The 14,654-nt window shown below is 70.0% G+C and carries 15 protein-coding genes; 8 read left to right on the top strand and 7 right to left on the bottom strand.

Annotated elements, in window-relative coordinates; translation table 11 throughout:
- The first annotated feature begins 71 nt into the window (after window positions 1-71).
- Complete coding sequence (gene rpsR / locus KGS77_RS16910; protein WP_003978893.1) at window positions 72-308, top strand: 30S ribosomal protein S18; 237 nt, start codon at window positions 72-74, stop codon at window positions 306-308.
- A gap of 18 nt (window positions 309-326) precedes the next feature.
- Complete coding sequence (gene rplI, locus KGS77_RS16905; RefSeq protein WP_242582462.1) at window positions 327-773, top strand: 50S ribosomal protein L9; 447 nt, start codon at window positions 327-329, stop codon at window positions 771-773.
- Between the two features lie 105 nt (window positions 774-878).
- Here rplI and KGS77_RS16900 read toward each other — a convergent pair whose 3' ends face one another.
- Window positions 879-1,754: a trypsin-like serine protease gene (locus KGS77_RS16900; protein WP_242582460.1), complete on the bottom strand. Its 876-nt coding sequence runs from the start codon at window positions 1,752-1,754 to the stop codon at window positions 879-881.
- Between the two features lie 39 nt (window positions 1,755-1,793).
- The gene (locus KGS77_RS16895; protein ID WP_242582412.1) at window positions 1,794-3,131 is read right to left on the bottom strand and encodes an MATE family efflux transporter; all 1,338 of its coding nucleotides are present in this window, start codon (window positions 3,129-3,131) and stop codon (window positions 1,794-1,796) included.
- Between the two features lie 457 nt (window positions 3,132-3,588).
- Here KGS77_RS16895 and dnaB point away from each other — a divergent pair, with 457 nt between their 5' ends.
- The gene (gene dnaB, locus KGS77_RS16890) at window positions 3,589-5,070 is read left to right on the top strand and encodes a replicative DNA helicase (protein WP_242582409.1); all 1,482 of its coding nucleotides are present in this window, start codon (window positions 3,589-3,591) and stop codon (window positions 5,068-5,070) included.
- A 338-nt stretch (window positions 5,071-5,408) separates the two neighbouring features.
- Here dnaB and KGS77_RS16885 read toward each other — a convergent pair whose 3' ends face one another.
- Window positions 5,409-6,530 carry an NAD(P)/FAD-dependent oxidoreductase gene (locus tag KGS77_RS16885; protein ID WP_242582406.1) on the bottom strand — a complete coding sequence of 374 codons (1,122 nt, stop codon included), beginning with the start codon at window positions 6,528-6,530 and terminating at the stop codon, window positions 5,409-5,411.
- Between the two features lie 96 nt (window positions 6,531-6,626).
- A complete protein-coding gene (locus KGS77_RS16880; RefSeq protein WP_242582403.1) occupies window positions 6,627-7,514 on the bottom strand; it encodes an NADP-dependent oxidoreductase in 888 nt (295 codons plus the stop codon).
- A gap of 70 nt (window positions 7,515-7,584) precedes the next feature.
- On the opposite strand from KGS77_RS16880, the gene KGS77_RS16875 reads away from it, so the two are divergent.
- Window positions 7,585-8,172, top strand: a complete 588-nt coding sequence (locus KGS77_RS16875; protein ID WP_242582401.1) for a TetR/AcrR family transcriptional regulator — start codon at window positions 7,585-7,587, stop codon at window positions 8,170-8,172.
- A 145-nt stretch (window positions 8,173-8,317) separates the two neighbouring features.
- On the top strand, window positions 8,318-8,788 hold the full coding sequence (locus KGS77_RS16870; protein WP_242582399.1) for a DIP1984 family protein: 471 nt from the start codon (window positions 8,318-8,320) through the stop codon (window positions 8,786-8,788).
- Between the two features lie 265 nt (window positions 8,789-9,053).
- On the opposite strand, the gene KGS77_RS16865 is transcribed toward KGS77_RS16870, so the two are convergent.
- Entirely contained in the window at window positions 9,054-9,902 is an 849-nt protein-coding gene (locus KGS77_RS16865) for a MerR family transcriptional regulator (RefSeq protein WP_242582397.1), read from the bottom strand.
- A gap of 106 nt (window positions 9,903-10,008) precedes the next feature.
- Here KGS77_RS16865 and KGS77_RS16860 point away from each other — a divergent pair, with 106 nt between their 5' ends.
- Both KGS77_RS16860 and KGS77_RS16855 read left to right on the top strand, forming a co-directional pair.
- Window positions 10,009-11,295: a MerR family transcriptional regulator gene (locus tag KGS77_RS16860; RefSeq protein ID WP_242582394.1), complete on the top strand. Its 1,287-nt coding sequence runs from the start codon at window positions 10,009-10,011 to the stop codon at window positions 11,293-11,295.
- Window positions 11,292-11,966, top strand: a complete 675-nt coding sequence (locus KGS77_RS16855; RefSeq protein ID WP_242582391.1) for a hypothetical protein — start codon at window positions 11,292-11,294, stop codon at window positions 11,964-11,966. The genes KGS77_RS16860 and KGS77_RS16855 overlap by 4 nt, the downstream gene beginning before the upstream one ends.
- 69 nt (window positions 11,967-12,035) lie before the next feature.
- On the opposite strand, the gene trxA is transcribed toward KGS77_RS16855, so the two are convergent.
- Both trxA and KGS77_RS16845 read right to left on the bottom strand, forming a co-directional pair.
- The gene (gene trxA / locus KGS77_RS16850) at window positions 12,036-12,350 is read right to left on the bottom strand and encodes a thioredoxin (protein ID WP_242582388.1); all 315 of its coding nucleotides are present in this window, start codon (window positions 12,348-12,350) and stop codon (window positions 12,036-12,038) included.
- A gap of 92 nt (window positions 12,351-12,442) precedes the next feature.
- On the bottom strand, window positions 12,443-12,898 hold the full coding sequence (locus KGS77_RS16845) for a MerR family transcriptional regulator (protein ID WP_242582385.1): 456 nt from the start codon (window positions 12,896-12,898) through the stop codon (window positions 12,443-12,445).
- 194 nt (window positions 12,899-13,092) lie between these two features.
- Here KGS77_RS16845 and KGS77_RS16840 point away from each other — a divergent pair, with 194 nt between their 5' ends.
- A complete protein-coding gene (locus tag KGS77_RS16840; RefSeq protein ID WP_242582382.1) occupies window positions 13,093-14,616 on the top strand; it encodes a serine hydrolase domain-containing protein in 1,524 nt (507 codons plus the stop codon).
- The last annotated feature ends 38 nt before the right edge of the window (window positions 14,617-14,654 follow it).

Genomic DNA, 14,654 nt, shown 5'->3' with positions numbered 1-14,654 from the left:
AACACGAGAGACGGGCCAGGGGCCTGATGAGGGCGTCAGCACAAACTTCTTGAACTCACTGGAGAGAGACAATGGCGAAGCCGCCTGCTCGCAAGCCTAAGAAGAAGGTTTGCGTGTTCTGCAAGGAGAAGATCTCCTACGTGGACTACAAGGACACGAACCTGCTGCGGAAGTTCATTTCCGACCGCGGCAAGATCCGTGCCCGCCGGGTCACCGGCAACTGCACCCAGCACCAGCGTGACGTCGCCACGGCCGTGAAGAACAGCCGTGAGATGGCGCTGCTGCCCTACACCTCCACCGCGCGATAAGGGAAGGGTGACCGACTCATGAAGATCATCCTTACCCACGAGGTCTCCGGCCTCGGCACCGCCGGTGACGTCGTCGACGTCAAGGACGGTTACGCCCGTAACTACCTGATCCCGCAGGGTTTCGCGATCCGCTGGACCAAGGGTGGCGAGAAGGACGTCGAGCAGATCCGCCGCGGTCGTAAGATCCGCGAGATCGCCACGATCGAGCAGGCCAACGAGGTCAAGGGCCAGCTTGAGGGCGTCAAGGTGAAGCTGGCCGTTCGCGCCGGCGACGCCGGCCGCCTGTTCGGCTCCGTCACCCCGGCCGACGTCGCCTCGGCGATCAAGGCCGCCGGTGGCCCCGACGTGGACAAGCGCCGCGTCGAGCTCGGTGCTCCGATCAAGACCCTGGGCGCCCACCAGGTGTCCGTGCGTCTGCACGCCGACGTCGTCGCCAAGCTCGGCGTCGAGATCGTCGCTGCCTGATCCCAGGCATCGCGCACTCAGCACCACACTGAAGGGCCGCACCCCGTCTCCGGGGTGCGGCCCTTCAGCGCTGTGAGGTGGTGTCCGGCCCGGCCGGCGCGGTGGTCAGTCCACTTCCTGGGCGCGCTTGTACAGCTCCGCCACGTCGTCGTCGAAGTACGCGGCGTAGGAGATGTCGTCCTCGTCACCGCCGCCCTCGTAGCCGCCCAGAACACCGATGACCGTGCCGGTGTGACTCTTGGGGTCGTAGTCGGCCAGCCAGGGGCTGCCGCTGGTCCCTCCCGCGAAGGCGGTGCACTGGATGCGCATCTGCGTGTCACTGAACTTCGTCGTGCGGTTGTGGCAGGAGATCGGGGTGTCGCTGCCGCTGGGGTAGCCGGTGATCTTCACTTCGTTGTCGAATCCACGGTCTATGCCGAGGGTGTTGCCGCCCAGCACGTCCTGGATCTGCTTGCCGTCCTTGGGGTCGAGCACGAGGAAGGCAACGTCGAGGTCCTCGTCACCGGACTTGTCCCAACGCGGGTCGGTGACCACCTTCCTGACCTTCCACAGGCCGGTCGGCTCTTGGCCGTCGCGGTAGTCGGGAGCGAACATCAGGTCGTCCCGCGGGGCCCCGGCCTCGCTGTCGTACGCGCAGTGCGCAGCGGTGATCAGCATGTTCCGACCCGGGCTCTGCACCACGCTGGCGGTACAGAAATGGTCACTGGAATCGTTCTTGGAGAAGAGAGTTCCGACGCGGGCGTTCTGTTCGGTTCTGCGGGGGGTGTAGGCGTTACCGGTGTCTGCCGGAGCCGTCGCGGAGGGGTCCTGGTCCTGGGGGTCGGGGTCCTCGTCGACATCACCCGACTTGCCGTACCCTTCCCTGCTGGCGACGTTCTTCGTACTGGTGTCGGCATCCTGGGCGGCGTATCCCACCATGGCACCGGCCCCGACGACGATCATCGTCAGGGGCAGGACGATTTTCCTGGCAAGCGGGCGCACAGGGTCATTATCAGCACGGCTCCCCCGTTACGGGATGGTTCAACGCGAGGCTCCTGTCACAATCCATCGGCCGGAGCGGGCGCGTGCCCACAATGTCAGCATGCGTACGGTCATCATCAGGGCCATGGCCCACCACAGGGCCGTCAGACCGCCGCCGAGAACGGGGACGAGCAGCGCGACGGGCGCGAACACCGCCAGCGTCGCCAGCATCGCCCAGGCGAGGTACGGCCCGTCGCCGGCGCCCATGAGCACCCCGTCGAGAACGAAGACGACGCCGGAGACCGGTTGGGTGACAGCGACGACCAGAAGAGCCGGCAACAGGACGTCCTTCACGGCCTGGTCCGAGGTGAACAGAGGCATGAAGACCGGGCGGGCCAGGGCGACCAGCAGGCCGAGCACTACGCCGGAGGCGATGCCCCACTGCACCATGCGCCGGCAGGCGGCCTTGGCCCCCGGCACGTCGCCGGCGCCCAGGTAGCGCCCGATGATGGCCTGGCCCGCGATGGCGATGGCGTCCAGGGCGAAGGCCAGCAGCGTCCAGAGCGTGTTGATGATCTGATGGGCGGCGATCCGGGTGTCACCGAGCCGGGCCGCGACGGCGGTGGCGATCATCAGTACGGCGCGCAGCGAGAGCGTACGGACCAGCAGCGGCACCCCGGCCTGGGCGCAGGCCCGGATCCCCGCGGCGTCCGGACGGAGCGAGGCGCCGTGCCGGCGCGCGCCGCGTACCACCACGACGAGGTAGACGGCGGCCATGGCGCACTGGGCGATGACGGTGCCCCACGCCGATCCGGCGATGCCCAGACCGGCGCCGTACACCAGGCCGATGTTGAGGGCCGCGTTGGCGGAGAAGCCGCCGATGGCCACGTACAGCGGGGTCCTGGTGTCCTGGAGACCGCGCAGCACACCGGTCGCGGCGAGCACGACGAGCATCGCCGGGATGCCGAGGGCGCTGATGCGCAGATAGGTGATGGAGTACGGGGCGGCGGTGGGGGAGGCGCCGAACAGATCGGCGAGCCAGGGTGCGCCAGGCAGGACGACGGTGATGACGGCGGCGCCCAGGAGGAGGGCGAGCCAGATACCGTCCATGCCCTGGCGGATGGCGGCGGAGAGGTCGCCGGCTCCCACGCGGCGGGCCACCGCGGCAGTGGTGGCATAGGCGAGGAAGACGAAGACGGAGACGGCGGTGGTCAGCAGCGCGGAGGCGATGCCGAGACCGGCGAGCTGCGAGGTGCCGAGGTGGCCGACGACGGCACTGTCGACCATGAGGAAGAGGGGCTCCGCGACGAGCGCGCCGAAGGCGGGGAGGGCGAGCGCGACGATCTCGCGGTCGTGGTGGCGGGAGGTGCGCTCTGGCGTCAGGGGAGCCTGTGTCATTCTTCCAATCTAATCTTCCACAGGTAAGCGGCACAACTAGCACCTGATCCTTACTTGGGCGAGGGTGGAGCGTTCACCTCCGCGTTGTTTGTCGGGATCTTGAACAGGTTGCCGAAGTTTTTCTCCCCCACAGGCTATGGACGAGGAAATCCCAGGTCACGGGCTTGGAGACGGGGTGACTGTGTCCTTGTCCACAGCTATGTCCCCCGAGTCGTGCACAGGATCGCCCGACTTCTCCACAGGAACAGGTAGGTCATCCACATGGCCTGTGGATAACCAGATTGGCGGACGGTGCCGACGGGCCTACCGTGGTCCGGCGCCCGTCACGTGTTGCGGCCAGAGAGCTCGTCCGAACTCGACGCGCCGTAACCGGAGTCGGGCGTCTCGTTTGTCGGAGCCGTGCCGTAAGAAAGAGGGCACGGCAAGGTCCGCGTCGCGGACGGGAGGAGGTGGCGCGGTGAGCGTGCCCGAGCCCTTGGACGACCCCTGGGCAGGCTCCGGCCCGAGCGACCGGCTGCCCGCCGCCCGTACCCGCCGGGGCGAGGGCAAGAACCGTCACCGCGAAGACCGCCACGACCGCGGCGAGGACGACGGCGGCGCCTGGGCGGGCGGCGGATTCGAGCGCGTACCGCCCCAGGACCTGGACGCCGAGCAGTCGGTGCTCGGCGGCATGCTGCTCTCCAAGGACGCCATCGCGGACGTGGTGGAGGTCCTCAAGGGCCACGACTTCTACCGGCCGGCCCACGAGCTGGTCTACCAGGCGATCCTCGACCTCTACGCCAAGGGGGAGCCGGCCGACCCGATCACCACCGCGGCCGAACTGACCCGGCGCGGCGAGATCGCGCGGGTCGGCGGCGCCTCCTACCTGCACACCCTCGTCCAGTCCGTACCGACGGCCGCGAACGCGGAGTACTACGCCCAGATCGTCCACGAACGGGCGGTACTGCGCCGGCTCGTCGAGGCCGGCACCCGCATCACACAGATGGGATACGCCGCCGACGGCGATGTGGACGAGATCGTCAACAGCGCCCAGGCGGAGATCTACGCCGTCACCGAGCAGCGCACCAGCGAGGACTATCTGCCGCTGGGCGACATCATGGAAGGCGCGCTCGACGAGATCGAGGCGATCGGGTCTCGCCAGGGCCAGATGACGGGCGTCCCGACGGGCTTCACCGACCTGGACTCGCTGACCAACGGCCTGCACCCCGGCCAGATGATCGTCATCGCGGCCCGTCCCGCGATGGGTAAGTCCACGCTCGCGCTGGACTTCGCGCGGGCCTGCTCGATCAAGAGCAATCTGCCCAGCGTCATCTTCTCGCTCGAAATGGGACGCAACGAGATCGCGATGCGCCTGCTGTCCGCCGAGGCGCGGGTGGCGCTGCACCACATGCGCTCCGGGAGCATGACGGACGACGACTGGACCCGGCTGGCACGGCGGATGCCGGACGTGTCGGCCGCGCCCCTGTACATCGACGACTCGCCCAACCTCTCGATGATGGAGATCCGGGCGAAATGCCGGCGGCTCAAGCAGCGCAACGACCTCCGGCTGGTCGTCATCGACTACCTCCAGCTCATGCAGTCCGGCGGGTCCAAGCGCGCCGAGAGCCGTCAGCAGGAGGTCTCGGACATGTCCCGTAACCTCAAGCTGCTGGCCAAGGAGCTGGAGCTGCCGGTGATCGCGCTCTCACAGCTCAACCGTGGCCCCGAGCAGCGCACGGACAAGAAGCCGATGGTCTCGGACCTGCGAGAGTCCGGCTCGATCGAGCAGGACGCGGACATGGTCATCCTGCTGCACCGCGAGGACGCGTACGAAAAGGAGTCGCCGCGTGCCGGCGAGGCGGACCTGATCGTGGCGAAGCACCGTAACGGTCCCACGGCGACCATCACCGTGGCCTTCCAGGGCCACTACTCCCGCTTCGTGGACATGGCACAGACCTGAGGCGCGGGGTTGTAGGTCCTCAGGTCCTGTGTCCTCTTCTCACCGGCGATGTCCACCGCGTGTCCAATAGGACACAGGACTGAGAATCATGCCTCTTGATCGAGTGATTCCCCTCTTCGTGTACAGGACCGTCCCTGGCCGTCATCTTCGTCCGTGACCAGGGCAGAACCCCAGAGTCCGGCGGCTGGCGGAGCCGCTTGGGAAGACACGGGGGCGGTTCGATGAGTACAGCGGCACCTACACCAGTACGGCTGAGCGTCCGGCGCAGTGATGAGTCCTTGGGGGAGTACCTGGGGTGGCAGTCGGTGCCGCTGGAACTGCTGCAGAAGGAGCCGTGCTCATCCGGTTCGCCCGCCCTGGGTGAAGAAGCTGATCACCTCCTGGGGCGTGGGGTTGTGGCCGACTACGACGGCGGCTGCGGCGCTGCGGGGGAACAGCGCTTGCTCGTATGCGCACAGGGCGGTCTCGATGCCGTCGGGGTGTGCGGCGAGGGCCTCGCCGAGTTCGGCGCCGTCCTGCATGGCCAGATTGGCGCCTTCGCCGTTGGGGGGCGAGAGGTGCGCGGCGTCGCCGAGCAGGGTCACTCCCGGTACCCGGTCCCAGCGGTGCCCGTTCGGCAGGGCGTGGAGGGGACGCAGGACCGGCGCGGTCCCGCCGCCGGTGATCAGGGGGATGAGTTCCGGTGCCCAGCCGTCGTACTCCTCCACGATCCGCGCGGAGGCCGCGGCGGCATCGGTGAAGTCGATGGCGGCGAACCAGTGCAACGGCTTGGCCAGTGTGAGATAGGCGTGGAGAGTCCCGCCCTTCTCCCGGTGAGCCACGAACCACTTCCCGTGCTCGTCCGGGTCAACCGCCCCGAGCGTCCCGCCGCCGACCGCTTTCACGGTGGCCGGGTACAGGGTGTCGGCGTCGTACAGGCAGGTCTCGACGAAGGACCGGCCCACGTATTCGGGTACGGCGTCGGAGACCAGCGGCCGGACTCGTGACCAGGCGCCGTCCGCGCCGACCAGCAGGCTCGTGACGACGGTGGCGCCCTCGGCGAAGGTCACCTCGTGCCGCCCCTCGCCGAGGGCACGGACGCCGACGACCTTGTGGCCCCAGCGGACGGTGCCGGCCGGGAGCGAGTCGAGCAGCATCTGCCGCAGTTCGCCTCGCTGCACTTCGGGGCTTTTGCCCGTGCCGTCGTCGGCCCTGTCGAACAGGACGGTCCCGTCCCGGTGGAGGAGCCGTATCGCTTGGCGGCCCTTCAGGACGATGCTGCGGAACTCGTCCATCAGGCCGGCTGCCCTGAGGGCGCGTTGGCCGTTGTGGTCGTGGATGTCGAGCAACCCGCCCTGCGGGCGGGCGGTCGGTGAGAGTTCCGCTTCGTAAACCGTGGCCGGGATGCCGTGGACGTGCAGAACGCGAGCGAGCGTCAGGCCGCCAAGTCCGGCGCCGATGATCGTGACAGGAGTGTGCACGGGGGCTCCTACGTGTCGCGCACCTGCCGGGTGCCGCCGGCAGGTGCGCTGGAAAGAATTCGGTGTGCCGGGCGGTGCGTCGGCGTGGGAGTCGGCTCAGACGATGATGACCCGGCGCCCGCGCGTGTGACCGGCCTGGCTGTCGGCGTGCGCCGCCGCGGCCTCGGCGAGCGTGTACGACTTCTCGACCGGGATGTGCAGCTTTCCCCGTGAGATGAGGTCGACGGCCTCGGCGAGCGCCTTGTGCACACTCCCGGGCACGCCGGAGAACCGGACACCGAGTTCCGGCGCAGCGGCGATGGTGATCACCTTCTCCGGGTCCCCGGTCAGCTCGACGAGTTCGCGCAGCACGCCCGAGCCGGCCAGATCGAGGGCCGCGTCGACCCGGCCGAGCTGCCGCACCCGCTCGACCCAGCCCTCGCCGTACGTCGTGGCGAGGGCGCCCAGGCCGCGCAGATAGTCCTGGTTGGCGGCACCGGCCGTGCCGATCACCGTGATGCCGCGGTCGCGGGCGATCTGCAGCACCGCCGATCCGACTCCCCCGGACGCGCCGCTGACCAGCAGTGTCTGACCGGACTGCACGCCGACCTCGCGCATGATGCGCAGCGCGGTCTCCACCACGGAGGGGTACCCGGCCGCCTCCTCGAACGTCAGACCTTCGGGCATCCGGGCCCAGGCCGACAGCACGGCGAACTCGGCGTAGGTACTCGTCCCTTCGCCGAACACGCGGTCGCCGATCTCCACCCCTTCGACGCCCTCGCCGACCTCGTCCACCACCCCGGCGGCGTCCAGCCCGACTCCGGCGGGCAGTTCGGTGGGGTGGGCGCCCAGGACCTGGCCCTCCCGGATTCTCCAGTCGACAGGGTTCACGCCCGCTGCCCGTACGGCGATACGTATCCGGCCGGGGCCCGCGTGGGGCTCCTCGGCGTCTATGAGTTGCAGAACGTCGGGACCACCGAACTCGGCGAAGCTCACTTTCTTCATGCGGCCGACCGTAGCACTAACGGTTAGCTTTTTGGAACCGTTGCTGTTCCGTATTTGTTAGCATCAGGGCATGACCGTGCCGCCCGGACGCCGCGAACGTAAAAAGGCCGCGACCCGCCAGAAGATCGCCGACACCGCGCTGCGGCTCTTCCTGGAACGCGGGTACGAAGCGGTGGGCATCCGTGACGTGGCCGCCGAGGCCGACGTGGCCGTCACCACGCTCTTCTCCCACTTCGCCTCGAAAGAGGCCCTGGTGTTCGAGCAGGACGCGGACTTCGAGCAACGCCTCACGCGAGCGGTCACCGACCGGGCGCCGAACGAGCCGCTCATCCCTGCACTGCGCCGCGAGATCCTGGCCCTGGTACGGCACTGCGCTGCGGACGGCGCGGCCCCGATCTGGCGCATGATCGACGCATCACCCGACCTGCGGCAGTACGAGCAGTCGATGCGGCTGCGCCACGCGGAGTCACTGGCCATGGCCATTGCCGCCGATCCCGGCCTGCCGCAGAGCACGACGGCCGGCCGGGCGATCGCGAGGTTCGCGATCGACGCCTTCTCCCTGGCCCGCGAGGCGGCCGATCCGGACGCCGCGGTGGACGAGATCTTCCGGATGATCGAGGCGGCCTGGGAGGCCAGCAGCCCCTCCCGGCGCGTGTAAGGGATTCTTCCTCCAGCCGAAGCAGGGCACGGGCCCGGTCGGCTTCTCCACCTGGGACAGGTCCGGAACAGGTGAGAAACCTGTGGGCAAGCAGTCGCCTTACTTCGTATGGTCGTGCGCAGTTCAGGACGGATGGGGTGGGACAGTGAAGCTCGCTGAGGCGCTGGCAGAGCGTGCGGAGGCGACACGTCGCGTGGAGCAACTGCGGGCGCGCGTCGTCAGCAGTGCGCGGTACCAGGAAGGTGAGACGCCCGCGGAGGACGCGGCCCAGTTGCTGACCGAGGTCAGCGAGGCTCTGGACACGCTCGAAGCGCTGATCCGGCGGATCAACCGGACCAACGCGGCGGTGGACATGGGCCAGAACGGCACGCTCACCGACGCGCTCGCGCGCCGGGACGTGCTGCGGCTGCGGCACTCGGTGGTCACCGCGGCGGCGGACGCGGCGGCGGGCACGGGCGACCGCGGATACGGCCGGCAGCTCCGGTCCGAGCTGATGATGCTCTCCGCGCTTCCGGTCGCGGAACTGCGTGCTCAAGCCGACGTCATCGCACGGGAGATCCGCGAGATCGACGTACGGATCCAGCGCACGAACTGGGAAGCCGACCTGCTGGACTGAGCGGCCCGGCGAGGGCGGCGGTTGACGATGTGGAGCAGGTAGCTGCTTCGGAGGCGTGCACACACCGAGGGCCGGCGGTCTTCCGGCCCACTCGTGGCGCGTGGAGAGCAACGCGGGGGTTCGACGCCCCATGAACAGCGCAGCTCAGCATCGCGTACACGTAAAGGTGCACATCGCACAGCACATCACCACGTGCAGATCCGAAGCGGTGAGGGCGGGTTCGGGGTTTTCCACATCACAGCGGGCTGGGCCGCGGGAGACGCGTTCACTCCCACTCGGCGGTCTTCGGATCAACGCCGTGGGCCTCGGCGTTGGCGAAGATCACGTCGCGCAGCCATACGGTCAGACCCGGCGCGAATGCGTCGAAGTGGTCGGCGTACCCGGGCTCGCCGACGTACCTCCGGCCGATGCACACATGCATCGAGTGGGTGCAGTCGAAGTACTGCGAGAGCAATGACCGGTGCCGCTCCGCGAGGGCGTTCGCCTCGTCGGAGCCAGGGGCCACGCCGGCGCGCTTGGCCGCGGCGAAGGCGGCGTTGAGAGCATCGGTCGCGGCGGCGATGTCCTTCCAGTCATCCGGTGTCCTCCCGGCGGCCCGCTCGGTGTACTGCGCCCATTGCGCGCTGTCGCCCCAGCGCTCCTCGGCCTCATCGAGCCACGCGGGCTGCCAGTCGTTACCGAAGATCTCCACCTGCTGCTCCGGAGTCAGCCGCATCCCGGCGCGCGATGCCTCCAGCATGTGATCGACCGCGTCGACCATCTTCTGCAGACGGGAGATGCGCTCCACGAGCTGTGACCGCTGCCGGCGCAGATGGGCGCGCGCATTGATCTCCGGGTCGTCCAGGATCCGGCCGATCTCGGCGAGCGGGAACCCGAGCTCCTTGTAGACCAGGACCCGGTGGATCCGGGCCACGTCGTCGCCGCAGTACACCCGGTACCCGGCCCAGGTGCGCTCGCTGGGGCGTACGAGGCCGATCTCGTCCCAGTGGTGCAGGGCCTTCACGCTCACCCCGACGAGCGCGGCGGCGCGGCCGACGGTCAGGCCGTCGGAGCCCCTCGGGTCGGATCCCTCGCCCCCGGTGGCAGATCTCTGCTCGTGGGTATCGCTGTTCATCGGCTCAGTGTCGCTCACCTCGCCGGGGCCCGGGACCCTCCACGGCCGATGACGGGAAGCGGGTGGCTTTGACCTTCAGGTTGGTCGAAGTCCCACAATCGCGTGCATGGACGACACCGAAGAGCTGTTGGGCATCGGGGCCTTCGCGCGGCGGGTGGGGCTGACACCCAGCGCACTGCGCTTCTACGACGACTGTGGTGTCCTGCGGCCCGCGCGGGTGGAGCCGGGTACCGGGTACCGCTCCTACAGGTCAGGGCAGCAGCCCCGGGCCGATCTCCTGCGCAGGCTGCGGGAGGCCGGGCTGCCGTTGGTCGACGTGGCCGTCGTACTGGATGGTGGCGCGGAGGAGGCCCGTGCGGTGCTGCGGGCCCATCTGACCAGGACGTGGCGGACGGCGGAGGCGGCGCGGGCGGTGGTGGAGCGGATCCTGCGTGAGTTTTCGGGGCAGGAGAGAGCTGGAGAGGCCGCCGGGCACACGAGGGGTGGCGCCTACGGTCCGGGCGGTACGGGGGTGAGGGCTCGGACGTGGGCTCGGGCACGGGTCGGGGGTGCGGAGCTGGCCAGCGCGGTACGTCAGGTGGCGCCCGCGGTGGCGGTCGGCGCGGCTCGCGAGGAGTTCCCCGTCCTGGGCTGTGTGCTGCTGGAACTGGCCGGTGACGAAGTGCGGTTGGTGGCCACGGACCGTTACCGGCTGGCCGTACGGGTGCTGCGGCCCGGCACGGTCGCCGGGGGGCCGGGCCGGGTGCTCGTGGCAGCGGAGGAGTTGAAGGGGCTCGCGGCGTGGGCCGTACGGCAGGGAGAGGTCGACATCGAGATCGACGGGCCGGGCGGCTGGTTGCGGGCCGAGGGAGAGAGCCGGGAGCTGTCAGGCGGCGGTGAGGGCGGTGGAGGTGATGGCGGTGAAGGTGGTGCGTATGGGACTTACCCCGATCACCGGCTGCTGCTGGACGGACTGGAACCCGTACGCCACCGGGTCGTCGTCGACCGGATCGCGCTGCGCGAGGCTTTCGCCGGCCGGAGCGTCGGTGCCTGGCTCACGGTGGCCGAGAACGTGCCGGGGTACGGAGCCGGTGGTGGGGGCGTTAAGGCCGGAGAGCCGGAGGCCGAGCAGGGTGTGGTGGTCTCGGGAGGCGGGCCCGGTGCGCGGACGCTGCGGGGCGTGTGGACGAGGCCGTGGAACGGGCCGGGTGCGGGCACCGACGCGCGGAGGACGCTGCGGATCGCCTTCGATCCCGCGGTGCTCGTACCCGCGTTGGACGCGGGCGTGGGACCGGACGTGCTTTTGGAGATCGCGTCCGCGACGCAGCCGGTGATCGTGCGGTCCGCGGACCAGGGCAGCTTCACCACCTTGGTCATGCCGGTACGGAACAGCGCCGAGGGAGAAGGCGCATGAACCCCGACAATCCTGTGATCCGGCTGTGTGTGCAGGGCATGGAGGCCGAAGCGGCGGGGCGCGGGGCGGACGCCGGTGAGCTGTTCCGGCGCGCCTGGGACACTGCCGAGGACGACTACGAGGCGTGCGTGGCGGCCCACTATCTCGCCCGTCACCAGTTGACGCCGCAGGACAAGCTGCGGTGGAACCAGGAGAGCCTGGACCGCGCGGACCTGGTGGGGGATGAACGGGTGCGCGGCTTCTACGCCTCGCTGCACATCAACATGGGACAGGCCCTCCAGGGCCTTGGTGAACCCGCGGCTGCGTACGCACACTTCCGGCAGGCCGCCGAGCACATCGAGGACGTACCGGCGGGGGACTACGGGAACTGGAACCGGTGCGCGATCGCCGAGGGACTCCGGGCGACACGGCAGACGGCGGTCGATGAGCCATCGACCGCCGCCCTGCGCGCCGTTGACGCGCTGCTCGCGGAACTGCTCGCGGGGTGGTGCGCGCGTGCCGACCTCAAGGCCCTGGCCATGGCGCTGCCCGCTTATCTGGGGTGCCTCGGGACGGACGCGGACCGGGCCCGTCTGCGGGCGGCGCTGCACATGGTGCATGCGGCCGGGTGGCTGCCGGAGGCGGAGCAGCGGATGCTCGGTGAGGTGATCGGCTCACCCGCCTTCGGTTGACGTTCTCGCCTGCCCTCGGGCGGCGGCGTCGCCCATCCCCACCTCCTCACCCGACGCCCTCGCCCGGTCTCAGATGACGTCGGCGAGTTCTTGCAGCAGACGCCGCTTGGGCCGGGCGCCGACGAGCGACTTCACGGGTTCGCCACCGTGGAAGACCATGAGGGTGGGCATCGACAGGACCCCGTAGGTGGCGGCGGTCATCGGGTTCTCGTCCACATCCAGTTGGACGATCTTGAGGCGGTCGGCTTCCTCACCGGCTATCTGGGCCAGTACGGGGGCGATCATCCGGCAGGGAGGGCACCAGGAGGCGGTGAAGTCGACGAGTACGGGGAGCCGGGCCGCCAGTACCTCCTCGGCGAAGGTGGCGTCCGTGACGGTGGCCACGGACGCGGATGTGGTTGTGGACGTAGGTGCGGGGGTGCCGGTGGGGGCGGAGGCGAGTCGTGCCGATGGCGATGCGGTAGCCGACGGGTGGGTCATGGGGTGCTCCTCGGTTCTGGCGGGGTGGTGTCGTGAGGGGCCAGTTCGCACAGCGGCGTCGGGCCCCCGGGCTGTCGGGCGGCGGTCTCCAGCTCGGCGCGGGCCTGTTCCGCGCGGAGCAACTGGCTGCCGACCTGTTCGCGTACGGCCTGCAACTCGGCGATGCAGGCGTCCAGTTCGGCGAGCTTGGCGCGGTAGACCTGAAGGGAGTCGGGGCAGGCGTCGCCGGCCGCGTGTCCGGCGCGCAGGCACTCCACGAAGGGACGGGTCTCCTCCAGGTCGAAGCCGAAGTCCTGGAGCGTCCGTATCTGCTGGAGCAGCCGCAGATCGTCCTCGCCGTACGTGCGGTAGCCGTTGGACGACCTGCGGGCCCGCAGGAGGCCCCGGGCCTCGTAGTAGCGCAGGGCCCGGGTCGTGGTGCCCGCCCGCTCCGCGAGTTCTCCGATCAGCATGTCCGTGCTCCCTCGTGCCGACGACGGTGTCGACCGTAGACCTTGACCCCGGCGTCAAGGCCAGCATCCGGGTGGCGGAGCCGCCGTGAACTGTTCCGCGGTGGCGGGCAGATGGCCCGGGAGCGGGTGGCGTGGGGAGGTGGTGATGGAATGGGGCCGGTCCCGTCGTCGTGTCTCCTGCTTGGAGGAGTGCCATGTCCAGCGTGCCGTCCGCCGGGTCCGTGAGGAGTGCCGGTCCCGTCGGTCCGTCCGGCCCCGCCGACCCGGCTCACCCCGCCGGTGACACCGCGTCCGCGGAGCTGTTGCCGGGGACTCGTCGTGCGTTGTTGCACCGGCTGGCCGTGGGGCAGACGCGGGGGCGGGCCCCGTCGATGGTGGGCGCGGTCGCGCGGGGCGGGCGGATGGTGTGGTCGGGGGCCAGGGGCACGGTGGGGGGCCGGACACCGGACGCCGATGTGCAGTACCGGATCGGGTCGCTCACCAAGACGTTCGTGGCGGTGATGGTGATGCGGCTGCGGGACGAAGGGCTGCTCCGCCTCGACGATCCGATCGGCACGTACCTGGACGGCACGTCTCTGAACCGCGTGGACGGTGCGGCCCGGGCCGCACACACCGGCCATGGGGTGGTGCCGGTGCCGGACGCCACCGTCGCACAACTGCTCTCGCACTCCTCGGGGCTGGCGGCGGAGCCACGCGGGCCGTGGTGGGAGCGAACTCCGGGCGAGCTCCGTCCGGAACCGGCGGATCTCTACGGTGAGCATGCGCACCCGCTGCCCGCCGGGCGCGGGTTCCACTACTCCAACACCGGTTACGCGGTGCTGGGCATGCTGGTAGAGCGGCTGCGGGGCGGGACGCCGTGGGGGGAGACGCTGCGGCGCGAGGTACTGGATCCGCTGGGCCTGGACCGTACGACTCTGCTGCCGCAGGAGCCGTGTGCCGCGGGCTGGGCGGTGCACCCCTGGGCGGACGCGCTGCTGCCCGAGCCGGCCGAGGACACCGGCCTGATGGGGCCGGCCGGGCAGTTGTGGTCCACGGCGGCGGACATGTGCCGGTGGGCGGCGTTCTTGATGCGGGGCGACGACCGGGTGCTCAGCGCCCGGAGCCTTGACGAGATGCGCACTCCGGCGGTGCCGCCCGAGGGGGCGGACTGGGACGCCGGGTTCGGCCTGGGCATCCAGCTCGTACGGAAGGAAGGGCGGCGGCTGTTCGGGCACGGCGGCTCGATGCCGGGCTTCCTGGCGTCGCTGTGGTGCGACGCCGAGGAGGATCTCGCCGGGGTCACCCTGGCCAACTGCACATCCGGCCCGGCGGTGGGCGCGGTCACACTGGACCTGCTGAGTACGCTCATCGAACACGAGCCGCGGATCCCCGGGCCGTGGCGTCCGATGGACGGCCCTTTGGACCAGGAACTGCTGGCGCTGACCGGCCCCTGGTACTGGGGCGCCGCTCCGTACGTACTGCGGCTGCGGGCCGACCGGATGCTGGAGATCGGGCCGACGGCGGGGGCCACCGGGCGGGCGTCGCGCTTCAGGGCGGAGCCCGATGGCACCTGGACCGGGCTGGACGGGTATTTCAGGGGAGAGACGCTGCGGGTGGTACGGGCGGAGGACGGCTCGGCCGGCCACCTGGACGTGGGGACCTTTGTCTTCACGCGGGGCCCGTACGAGCCTTCGGCGCCGGTGCCGGGCGGGGTCGACCCGGAGGGCTGGCGCGTGTGAGTCGGGCCGCGGGGGTGACCGGTGGGCCACCGGGGGCG

The organism is Streptomyces sp. MST-110588, from assembly GCF_022695595.1.
Classification (GTDB): Bacteria; Actinomycetota; Actinomycetes; order Streptomycetales; family Streptomycetaceae; genus Streptomyces.
The sequence above is the reverse complement of the archived record's forward strand: the minus strand, read 5'-3'. Positions and strand labels throughout refer to the sequence as shown.